The 11,056-nt window shown below is 65.0% G+C and carries 8 protein-coding genes and 1 pseudogene; 5 read left to right on the top strand and 4 right to left on the bottom strand.

From position 1 onward, the window contains the following. Nucleotides 1–175: 175 nt before the first annotated feature. The 3 genes from xseB to M8523_RS34605 all read right to left on the bottom strand — a co-directional run bounded on the left by xseB (nt 176) and on the right by M8523_RS34605 (nt 1,779). A complete protein-coding gene (gene xseB / locus M8523_RS34615) occupies nt 176–406 on the bottom strand; it encodes an exodeoxyribonuclease VII small subunit (protein WP_282589360.1) in 231 nt (76 codons plus the stop codon). Then, nucleotides 403–777, bottom strand: coding sequence for an exodeoxyribonuclease VII large subunit (locus M8523_RS34610; protein ID WP_345894359.1), 375 nt, complete (start codon nt 775–777; stop codon nt 403–405). Before M8523_RS34610 ends, xseB begins: the two co-directional genes overlap by 4 nt. A gap of 84 nt (nt 778–861) precedes the next feature. Further along, entirely contained in the window at nt 862–1,779 is a 918-nt protein-coding gene (locus M8523_RS34605; protein ID WP_282589358.1) for an exodeoxyribonuclease VII large subunit, read from the bottom strand. A 261-nt stretch (nt 1,780–2,040) separates the two neighbouring features. Here M8523_RS34605 and M8523_RS34600 point away from each other — a divergent pair, with 261 nt between their 5' ends. Together M8523_RS34600 and M8523_RS34595 are read left to right on the top strand one after the other, a co-directional pair. Then, nucleotides 2,041–3,720 (top strand): M20/M25/M40 family metallo-hydrolase, encoded by a 1,680-nt coding sequence (locus tag M8523_RS34600; RefSeq protein ID WP_282589357.1) that lies wholly within the window; start codon nt 2,041–2,043, stop codon nt 3,718–3,720. A 51-nt stretch (nt 3,721–3,771) separates the two neighbouring features. Continuing rightward, entirely contained in the window at nt 3,772–4,338 is a 567-nt protein-coding gene (locus tag M8523_RS34595) for an MOSC domain-containing protein (RefSeq protein WP_282589356.1), read from the top strand. Nucleotides 4,339–4,649: 311 nt separating this feature from the next. Here the strand turns inward: M8523_RS34595 and M8523_RS34590 are convergent. Next, a pseudogene (locus M8523_RS34590) lies at nt 4,650–4,841 on the bottom strand (cupin domain-containing protein); the annotation flags it as partial. Nucleotides 4,842–4,940: 99 nt separating this feature from the next. Between M8523_RS34590 and M8523_RS34585 the strand changes: the two are divergent. The 3 genes from M8523_RS34585 to M8523_RS34575 all read left to right on the top strand — a co-directional run bounded on the left by M8523_RS34585 (nt 4,941) and on the right by M8523_RS34575 (nt 9,935). After that, nucleotides 4,941–5,477, top strand: coding sequence for an MFS transporter (locus M8523_RS34585; RefSeq protein ID WP_282589355.1), 537 nt, complete (start codon nt 4,941–4,943; stop codon nt 5,475–5,477). Nucleotides 5,478–6,162: 685 nt separating this feature from the next. Continuing rightward, a complete protein-coding gene (locus M8523_RS34580; RefSeq protein WP_282589354.1) occupies nt 6,163–7,248 on the top strand; it encodes a hypothetical protein in 1,086 nt (361 codons plus the stop codon). 212 nt (nt 7,249–7,460) lie between these two features. Continuing rightward, nucleotides 7,461–9,935: a DNA topoisomerase gene (locus M8523_RS34575; protein ID WP_282589353.1), complete on the top strand. Its 2,475-nt coding sequence runs from the start codon at nt 7,461–7,463 to the stop codon at nt 9,933–9,935. Nucleotides 9,936–11,056: the final 1,121 nt, after the last annotated feature.

Raw genomic sequence — 11,056 nt, 5'->3', positions numbered from 1 at the left:
TCGTAGATCCAGGCCGGCGTGCCCTCTGCCACGTTGGTGACCACGAAGCGGATGTCGAGGCCGAGACGGGTCGCCTCTCGGGATCGGAATGGCTGGGTGGTGGCCCGGCCCGCAGGTGCCGGCGCAAGGCGGCTGGACGTGAGGTCCGTCGCAGCCGCCCGGCGTGGCGTCGGGGTCAGGCGTCCGCGTCGGCCGGCCCGATCTCCTGGTCGATCTCGCGCCGGATAGCGTCGAGCCGATCCTTGCAGGCCTGATAGGCGTCCCGGGCGGCGCGAACGTCGGCCGCCAAGGTGTCGATGGTGGCGGCCGAACCCGGCGCGCGCAGCCGTGTAGCGATCTCGTTGAGACGCTGATAGGCGGCGGCGTAGGTTTGGGTGGGCGCTGGGATTGTGGTGTTCTGGGTCATCGGTCGTGCTTTCTGGGAATGGTGGCCGGAGAGGTCTCGAGGACGGCGGTCACCAGACCGTCCGCGAGCATGAGGGTCACGCGGCCAGCGTGGAGGGCGGCGGCCTGTGAGCGGATGAGGTGCCCGTCGGCATCGAGCACGAGGGCGAAGCCACGCCCGAGCACGGCTGCGAGATCGGTTTCGGCAAGGTGCGCCTCGCTGCGGACGAGAGCGCTCTCGGCTGCGGCCAAGCGGGTCCGGACGGCGGCCGTGATGCTGGCGAACAGGGCGTTGCAATGCTGGGCGGCGGCCGCCACCTGCGCGGTCGCGACGCGTGTGACAGCCGCGGACGGGGCATCACCTGGATCGACGTGGGCGAGACGGCGCCGGATCTCGGCTGTGAGGCTGTGGCTCAGGGTGAGCCCGGCCCTCTCGGCGTCAGTGATCAGCGCCCGACCGCGCGCGGCGCACTCTCGTCAGAGGCGATCGGCATCGATGCGGCACTGCGCGAGGCTCTGGCTGCGGGATCGTTTCGCGCTGTCGAGACCCACCTCAAGCGTCCGGAGATCGGCCCCGGCCTGGTCGACCGCCTTGTCGACGGCGGCGACCACCCGGTCCCGTGCCAGCGACAGGCCGTCTGTCGCGCTCGCAATCCGCTGGCGGGCCGCCGTCGTGATCGCCCCCAGATCGGCACGGGCACGGCCGGCGGGGGCGCCGATCAGGCGGGCCACGAGGGCGAGCGCCTTGCTGGGGGTGTCGCAGGCCCGCCAGGCCACCTCGTCCAGCAAGGTGCGGTCGACGGCATGGCCGACGCCGCTGACGATCGGCACCGGGCAGCGGCAGACCGTGCGGATGAGGCTCTCGTTGTTGAGGCTCTGCAATCCGGCGCTCGCGCCACCGCCGCGGACGATCATGATGAGATCGGGGCGGACGCCCTCCACCGTGTCAGCGGCCATCATCAGCGCCGCGATCAATCCGGCCGCCGCGCGTTCGCCCTCGAACGGGGTCTCATGGCGTTGAAGGATCAGTAGACCGGCGCTCTGCCATCGATCGAGTTCGGCGGCGACATCGGCATAGCCGGCCGCACCGGTCGGGTGGATGACGCAGAGCCGCGTGAGATCCGGTGGCGTGGCGAGCGACCGCTGTCTGTCGAAGAGCGCTTCCCGTTGCAGCGTCTGGCGCAACTGGTCGACACGGAGCCGCTCGATGGACTGATGGGTCGCGGCGCTCAGTCCGAGAACACGGGCCTGCAGATGCCAGCGCGGCGAGAAGGTGGGTTCGACGCGCAGGCAGGTGGTCAGTCCGACCAGCAGAGCGGGATCGAAGGCCGCGCCGCTCGCCTGCTCATCAAGCGAGCCTAAAGCGAGTGACGTCCGCTTCTCGCTGCTGCCCAAACACGCCTTACTCCCTTTGGGAAGGCCTTATGACGATCGACAGCGTTGGCCTGACCCTGTCCCCTCCGTGACGGGGCACGCGATCCGTGACCTCGTCACGCAAGGCGCGTGCTCGTTCGCCGAACTTCCGGGGGGACTGGCGTCGCCGGCAGAACTGGTTCACGCCGGACGCGCAACCGTCGCTGAACTCGGCCGCTCAGGCGGGGGAAATCGGCAACCGGGCCGACGGAGTTTTTTGGACGAGTGAGGAGCATGCAGCCGATGGCGGACCATGGAGTGGCGGGCAGCGCGCGCGTAGCGGCATCGGCCCAGGCGTGGGCGATCGCGATGACGCGGAGGCCGAGCGTCACCGGATCGGCCGACGAAGCCTCGTTCGGCCCGTGGTTGTCCGAGCAGTTGTCGACCCGTCTCAAAGCGCCGGCAGCCGAGGTGTGGACGTTTGGGGTTCCGCCTGATGGTCGGCGGCAGTGCGTCGCGATGCTGGTGCGCGGACGGGGACGCGAGACGGTCCTGCTCACGGGGCACTACGATACCGTCGCCGTGAGCGACTACGGCGATCTGGCGGCGATCGCAACCGAGCCCGAGGCTCTGGCGGCGGCCCTGATGCGGCGCCTGGACCGGTCGGCGAGCACGCCTGCGGAGATGCGGGCCAAAGCGGACCTTGCCTCCGGTGCGTTCCTGCCCGGCCGCGGACTGCTCGACATGAAGGCGGGCCTCGCCGCCGGCATCGCGGTGGCCGAGCGCTTCGCAAGGGAGGGCGATCGCGGCAACATCCTGTTCGTCGCGGTCCCGGACGAGGAGCGTTCCTCGGACGGCGCACGAAGGGCCGCACCCGAGCTGCGTGCCATCGCGCGAGAGCACGATCTGGACTTGATCGGAGCCGTGAACCTCGACGCCATCGCCGACGACGGCGACGGGTCTGCGGGCCGCAGCGTCGCCTTGGGAACCATCGGCAAGCTCCTGCCAACGGCCTTCGTGGTCGGCCTGCCGACCCACGCGGGCTTCCCGCAAGCGGGCCTCAATGCGGCGGTGCTGGCGGCTGCCATCGTGAGCCGCGCGGAATGGGCCGTCGAGCTGACCGATCACCTTGCGGGTCCCGCAACCCCGCCGAGCCTGTTGATCCTGCGCGATGGGAGGGGCGGGTACGATGTGACTACCCCCGCCACCGCCTACGCCGCGTTCAACGTCAACATCGTGCGCCGAACGCCCGCGAGTGTCCTCGACGCGTTCGACGCCCTTTGCCACGAGGCCGTCGACGGGATGCTCTCGGCCCTGCGGGAGCGTGCGACCCGCTTCCGCCCGGGCCCGACGGCCATCGGTTCGGTGCACGAGGTGCCCGTGCTGCGCTTCTCGGCGCTGGCCGACCATGTCCGTTCGCATGACCCTGTCCGATTCGATCGCGCTCGGGAGGCGGCGGACGAGCCTGCCGCCAGCCTGCCCGAGCGATGCCGCCGCCTCACCGAGCGGCTGTGGCACGCAAGCGGCTGGCAGGGACCGGCCGTCGTCACGGGATTCGGCTCCGTCCCCTACCTGCCAACCCACCTGTCCGCTTCTCCCGCAGCCCGGCGGCTCGAACAGGCGGCACAGCAAGCGACGAGGATCGTCGGCACGCGACATGGTGTGACGATCCGGTGCGAGCCGGTGTTCGCGGGGATTTCAGACATGAGCTTCTTCGGGGAAGCCGACGAAGGGCCGCTGGACGACATCGCGCGCAACACGCCCGGTTGGGCATCGTGGATCGGATGGCCGGAAACTGCCGGTGTAGCCGGCGTGCCCATCATCAACGCCGGTCCTTGGGGTCGCGACTATCACACGCCTCTCGAGCGGCTCGACGTCCACTACGCCTTCGGGGTCCTTCCCGACCTAATCTTCGATATCGTTGAGAGGGTGTTCGCCACCGGTGCGAGCGAGCCGAGCATACCCGTGGGCGCCTCGCCGTAGTCCAGGAACGATCCTTGCCGCCGCCACCGACATGGCCATGCTGGAGTGCCGATGATGCCTCGAATTGTCAGTTTGCTGACTGCGGACGGTGGAGACTACGTCACCAGGACGGTTGCCGAACTCACGCTGACGTTCGAGGGGATCGGAGGCGACAGGCACGCCGGCTTCTTGCGGACGGCCGATGCACGGACGCCATGGCATCGGCGGGGCACCCCGATCGCCAATACCCGCCAGCTCTCGCTCGTGTCGGTCGAGGAGTGCGCGGAGATTGCGGGTTTGCTGGGGTTGGATGACGTCGACCCGGCGTTGCTCGGCGCCAACGTCGTCGTGTCCGGCCTCCCGCGCCTCAGCCTGCTGACCCCTGCATCGCGGCTGCTCTTCCCCTCCGGCGCCGCCATCTTCATCACGGAGCAGAACGCGCCGTGCCGACACCCCGCAGAGAAGCTTGCGGGCGTCCATGGAACGCCACGCATCGCCACCGACTTCGTCAACGCCGCGATCGGTCGTCGCGGCTTGGTCGGCATCGTTGAGCGGGAGGGCGCCATAGCGGTGGGCGACGCGATCAAGCATCTCGCGTCTCCGGCTCGCGTGTCTGAACCAAAGGTTACTACAGCGTGAGCCATGCTATGGCATTCGAGTCGCGATCGCCGCAAAACACTCGATCAGCACCGAGCGGCCATCACTTTAGCCATTACCATCGCGGAACGATCCTAGCCCTCCGGCAGGAGGGCGCGGAGCTGGTTGATCGGCGCCATGCGATCGGTAAAGGCACGTCGCCGCCCGGTATTGGATCTCTCGCGCAGAGCCTGCAGACGCCTGCTCCATCGGGAAAGACGGCCTTGAGCTGACCTACAAGACATCCAATCTCCTGCTGCCCAATCCTTACCGCTACGGGACCAAACGAGGCCCAGGCTGCTTCGGGCGGGCTCCTAGCCCGTCTCCGTTCGGGGATAGGAGATGATCGACAGAAACCGAATTGGGAGCCGACGTAGTTTGTGCGGGCCATGGCGCGCATCGGCGTCGAAGAACAGACTGTCGCCCGGCTGCATCGGATAGAGCTTGTCGGCGTGGCGGTACACCACCTCGCCCTCAAGCATGTAGAGCAATTCGAGGTCGTAATGGCACGAGTCCTGCCACCCGAAATTCCGCGTGCTCCGGTCTCCTAACCGAAGCTTCTGCTGTCCGTGTTGACGACGGTCAAACGACACCGACGCGCCCAGGTGACGCTGGTCATCGCGGCGATCGCGTTTTCGGTCTTCTCCATGTTCTGGACAGGGATCAACTTCCTGCTCAGTTCGCCGCCGTTCTCCTACTCGGTAAGCCGGATCGGCTTGGTCGGCCTCGTTGGACTGGCCGGCGCGCTAGCGGCACGCCGGGCGGGCCGATTGCACGACCGCGGTTCGTCGGCGGGAGCGACCGGCGCGGCCTTGGTTCTCGCGCTCTTGTCGCTCCTCATCGCCGGCCTGGGCTCGCGTTCGATTGCCGCCGTGCTCCTGGCCGTACTCTTGCTCGACGTAGCCATCCAGGCGGTGAACGTCCTCAACCAGACCCGGATGCTGTCCATCGACCCGGCCGCGCGAAGCCGGCTGAACACCGCGTTCGTGGTCGCCAATTTCATCGGGGGGGCCATTAGGTCCGCATCGGCCGGGTTCCTCTGGGGACAGGGGATGGTCCCTCATCATACTTGGAGCGGGGTCGTTGATCGCGGTGGCGCTGTCGGTCTGGGCCAGCCAGCGGAAGGCGCTCTCCGGGCGTAGAGGCTGTTGCACACGTCCGAAATGAATGTTTTCCAGTTTGTGCGCATCGAGGAGCACATGATGGCAAACGAGCACGTCAGCGCCCCGCATTGCTCATAGACCGATTGCGATCGCCGCCGCGGGCATTCGGACGTCAAAAAGACCAGGAGGAGAAACTGGCTGCGTCGGCCCGCCCTGTCATAGGTAGGCACGCGGTAATCGTGCGCTTGCCCGGAGCAAGGACTGTTCCCATCACGATGACCAAGACGTGCTCCCGACTGAGCTCTGTGAAGTAGGGTTGTTCAAACGCTTCTATGCATCCCAATGGCGCTCGGATCTGCCGCCCGATGAGGCGGGCACGCTTTGCACCAGAGACGCCGGCTTCTATTAGGCCGGGTCATAAATGGAGGGCGTCGAGCCGCGATCCGGACTTTCATGGATCCGAACGCACCCTGTGCCGCGAATCCCAACCTCGGTGCGGCAGGCGGTCGCTCTTCATCGGGTGGCTAAATCAGGCTGACCTTGAAAATAGCGTACGAGACCGATGGCGTCAGATCGCAAGTGGCAGTTCAAGACGAAGTTTCGCGCCAACGCCTTTGGCTGGCGCGGGTCGAATCTCGCGATCGGCCGGCTCAAGGAAGCCGCCTTTGAGATCAGGTCCGTGGCGAAATCCGATCCTGTCGCGGCTGGAGATGGCGTCGTGTCGTTGATGGAGCGCATCTGGCCGGCGTTCCAGAGTATTGATACCTCATCAGGCGCTCTTGGCGGCGCGGTCTTTCGCACCATCACCGAGCTGATCCCGATCCTGACCGCCGCGCCGGCGGACCACGCGACCAGAAGCAAGTGGCTCGAGAGATTGTTCGAGGCGGTGCAAAACGACGGCGTCGAATATCTGGCGCCGCTGGAAGATCGCTGGGGCGAGATTGCCCAATATCCGGACTTGATCGACGCATACGCCGACCGAATGATCGAAATGGTGCGGCGCGCCTGGGCCGACCACCAAACCTTCAACCATGTCATTGGAACATCCATCTGCTTGTCGTGCCTGCTGGAGGGCGGCCGTTACGCCGGACTTCAAGAGCTGCTGGCCACGCGGCGGATGAAGTCTTGGTCCTGGCACAGGTTCGGCGCGGAGGCTCTGGTTCGGCAGGGCTTGTGGGAATCCGCGATCGCGTACGCCGAAGCCGCCCGCAGCGACACGAACCCCCGCTTCTCCGAAACGTCCATCGACCGGTTTTGTGAAAAACTATTGATCGACCACGGTCGCGCGGATGAGGCCTATCGACGTTATGGCCTGCGTGCGGCCAGCGGCACGACGAACCTATCAGTCTACCGCTCTCTGGTCCGCACTTATCCGAACAGCGACCGCCGCCAGATGCTGCTGGATTTGATCGAAACCGGCGGCAACAAGTGCAAATGGTTTGCGGCCGCGAAAGATTCCGGATTTTTCGACATCGCCGTCGAGTGTGCCGCCACTCAGGGCGCAGACCCGTCGACGCTGATGCGGGCGGCCCGGGATTTCTGCGGCAAGGAGCCGAAATTCGCCGCCACCGTCGCGCTGCTCGCGCTCTCGAGCATGCTCGATGGTGGGGGCTATGACCCGAGCGTGTCCGAAGTCGACGACGCCGTGAAGCATCTTCTCGCGGCTTCGCGCCAGATCGGATCGATCGAATGGGCCCTGCGAGAACTCGGCAAGTTGAGGGAGCGGCGATGCGCGCCAGGCCGGGAGCCGTTTCAGCATGCCATCCAGGCCGCGCTGTCGCGCTGGCATCCTGTCGAGCCCAGCGTTTAGCAACCATGCCCAACCCGGCTCCAGCCCGACCGATCTCAGTGCGGTCGCAGTGGATAAAACGCTTCGCGAGCTTGGCATCGCCGCGCTGACCCGAGGTCTCTACTGCTTTCTTGACCGATACCCACTCAAAGGGACACTTGCGACTCGGTCGTGTTCACTCTATGTTCTCCAGATTACGCGTTCCCCGCTATAGTCCCCTGAACGAGAGCTATATGGCGGACCAGATCGTCATCACCGAGAAGACCAGCCAGGCGAAAGACGTTCGCGCCGCCGTGGGGTCTCGCTACGGGGACATCCTCCCGGCCGAGGGACATCTGCTGGATCTTCTGGAACCCGAGGATGTCGTGTCGGCCTGGAAGCGCTGGTCGCCGATCCTGCTTCGTCCCGAAGGGCTTTATGGCACCCGCCCTGCAGACGGTGGCAACAAAGCCGCGAAACTCAAAGCCATCCGTGAAGCGCTGCGTACCGCAAAGTGGGTATGGCTCGCCACCGATTGCGATCGCGAGGGGCAGCTCATCGGTCAGGAAATTCTCGAGCATTACAATTACCGCGGCCAGGTCATGCGGGTGCTGTTCACCGCGCAGGACTCTCAGACGATCCGCGACGCATTCGGCCGGGCGAAACCAAACGACGAATACGCTTCTCTTTACGCCGCCGCCGTTGCGCGCCGACAAGCCGACCAGATCTACAACCTGTCGCTGACGCGAACCGCCACCGTCATTCTTGGTCAGGGCGCGCGGGGCGTTATTGGGGTTGGCCGGGTCAAGACGCCAACCTTGGCGATCGTCTGCAGGCGCGAGCTCGAAACCCGGAACTTTGTCCCGCAGGCGTATTTTGAAGTTGTCGCGACCGCGAACATAGCTGGCGGTCAATTCCAGATGCGGTACGCGCCGCAGGAGCGAATTGTCCGGCGCGAGGTCGCTGAGAAGGTCGTCGAAGCGGCGCATAACTTTCAGGGCCCGCTTGGCGTGCGCGTAGAAGACAAGCGGCAAGGGCCGCCAAAGCTCCACGATCTGCCCTCGCTACAGAAATTGTGCAGCTCGCGCTTCGGCTGGCCGGCCAGCAAGACGCTGGAAGTCGCGCAGGAACTGTACGACGGCCAGGGCAAAAAGATCATCACCTATCCCCGCGCCGAGGTGCGGTATCTCCCAGAGAGCTTGATATCGGACGTCCCGAAGATCGTGGCCGGCTTGCAGGCGGGCAAGTCGTTCAGCGCGATCCCTGTGCCCGGTCCCCCGATCATCAGAAAGGGCGCAAGCGGCAGTTTTCATGACAAAGGACTTGAGGGCGCCAGCCATCACGCCGTCATTCCCAATGTCAGCACCGTCGACAACCTGCTGGAAGTCTGGCCGCGTCTTTCGATCGACGAGAAGAAACTGTTCCACGTGATCGCGCGGACTTATCTCGCCGCCGTCATGCCAGACTTCCGTTACCGTCAGACGACCGCGACGCTTGACGTCCGGGGTTTTCCTTTCCGCGCCGCCGGTCGCCAGCCCATTGATCTTGGCTGGCGCGCAGCGTTCCCGGAGTGGCAGCCCGCCGACGAAAAAGGCGATGAAGCGCAATTGCTGCCAGCATTGCGCAACGGTGAGACCACGAAGCTCGAAAACCCCACGATTGAGGACAAGGAGACGCGGCCTCCGCCGCGATACAATGAAGGCACGCTGATCGAGGCGATGCAGAATGCTTGGCGTTTCGTCGACGACGAGGTGCTGCGGGAGCGACTGAAAGAAGCCAAAGGCATCGGCACTCCGGCCACCCGCGCCGAGATCATTGGCGGACTCAAGAGACAGGGTTTCCTTGTTGCCCAGGGAAAGAACATCGTGCCCACCGAGACTGGGCTGTCGCTATTCGGGGTTCTCAAGCAGGCTGATCCGTCGCTGGTCGACCCTGGATTAACCGCGCAACTCGAAAGCCTTCTCGACGAGGTCGTGATCGGCAAGCAGGAGATGATCGGCGCGATCGATGCGGTTTGCGACGTCGCCCAACGCATTATCGGCAAACTCCAGGAAGGCGCCGCCGCCGGACGACCGCCCTTGCTTGGCGCCGCCGCGGCTGGCGGCACGGGATCACGCCCGCCAACTTCCGCGATGAAACGCTTTGCGGACAGCATCGCCCGGGCGAACGGCGTCAAACTTCCACCGGGCTATACGACATCAGGACCAATCTGCCGCGCGTTCCTCGACCAGCACGCCCCCAAGAAAGCTGGCTGTGAAATACCTGGTGTGTCTGGCTCCAGGCCCGCGAGTCCGGCGCAAATGATATTCGCCGAGAAGCTCGCGCAGGAGAAAGGCATCGTTGTTCCCGACGCGGCCAAGGCCAGTTCGGCCGCCATGGCGACGTGGATCGACTCCAACAAGGCCAAGAAGCGTGGCGAGAGCCGCCGTGAGCCTGTCAACGCGCAGACGAAAGCAATTGCTCTAAAAACCAAGGCTCCAATAAATCGATCTCGGAAGCTCGCGGCAAATGTCACCGGAAAAATTAAGCCGCCAACGGCCGCTCGGGAGAGTTCGGGAACTGATACCCCACTGCAGATTCCCTATGGCAACAAGGATGTCGCCCTGAAACTTGGGGCGCGCTATCGAGCAGGGCAGTGGTATGCCACTCCGGGTGTCGATCTTACTGCCTTCTGCGAACATGGGTGGTTGGCACCCGATGAGCCACGGCCCGCTCCAACGGGCCTATAGTGCGGCCGCAGCCTGTGAACGCACTGAGGGGGCGGAGGAATGTCGGCAACGACTGCTGTGATAGACGACCTAAGCCGTGAGATCAGCTACTTCAAGGTCGCCGGCAATGCCGCCTCTCCGGGCCGGCCCCCGAACCGGACCGGCGGCCCGAACCCCTGCCGGCCTCCAAGCGAGCCGTCGCGTTGAAAACATATCGGGCGTGGAAGCGCGGCTTCGAAGACCGAGCGGGCGGCCCTGGATGAGAGCTAGCAACAGTCTAATCCCCCGATCACCTCCCCTGACCGCCGGCCCTGAGAAAGGGCCTTGTCTTGGAGATAGGTGTCGTTGCTGTCGGTACGCTGACCCGTCTCATTACGTTCGACGGTCGCGTCGGCGACATCAGACCTTGCTACCCTGCTGATGCGCCTTACCATTGACCACTCCTGGGCATTACTGCTCGGATGGATAGCCCTCCTCGTGTGGCAATAGGCCTATTCAGCAGCATTTGCGGTGAGGTCATGCGGGGTTGGTCTGTCATGTCGCCCGGCAGTTGCTGGGCTGGCCATGGTCGCGGGTGCTCCCCGGAGCGCACACACTCGGTAGGGAAACGGACCGATCAGGCGTGATGTGCCGCAGGTCGTGCCCCAAGCGGCTAGATGCGCCGCATTGGCTCTCTTATCGGGGGAAGCGTCTGGTTGGATGCGCCTCAGCCCGCCTTCCATCAGGGTCGCCCGAGACGTTGTCCTGAACTGCCTGCATCGTTATGGACCGCTCACGTTCCGCCCTATTGCATCTTGACGCAGTGTCCAAAACTGTGGTCCAAGCGACCTCAAGTTGAGGCAGACTCCCAGTCTGAAATCACTGAACTTTCGGGTTTTCCGGATGTTGGTTGGAGTCCAGGTCCCCCAGCCAAACGCAACGCGACGAATTCAGAGCGGTCGCCCCCTAGCCCGGATTATGCAGGCCAATAAGCATTGAGGTGGATTTTCTCGGCCGGACCGTGCCGTTTGTCCGATTTTGCGCCTCTGGCGACGCGCCTCCTCGTTCCGGCGGAAGGGCGGATTTGGGGGTGGAGAGGTTTGCGGGTTGATGGGACGGGCTCGATGGACGGGGCAGATTGCCCCGCCTGTCAGGTGACGAGA

It is taken from the genome of Lichenifustis flavocetrariae, from assembly GCF_026130545.1.
In the GTDB taxonomy this organism is placed as follows: Bacteria; Pseudomonadota; Alphaproteobacteria; order Rhizobiales; family Beijerinckiaceae; genus Lichenihabitans; species Lichenihabitans flavocetrariae.
The sequence above is the reverse complement of the archived record's forward strand: the minus strand, read 5'-3'. Positions and strand labels throughout refer to the sequence as shown.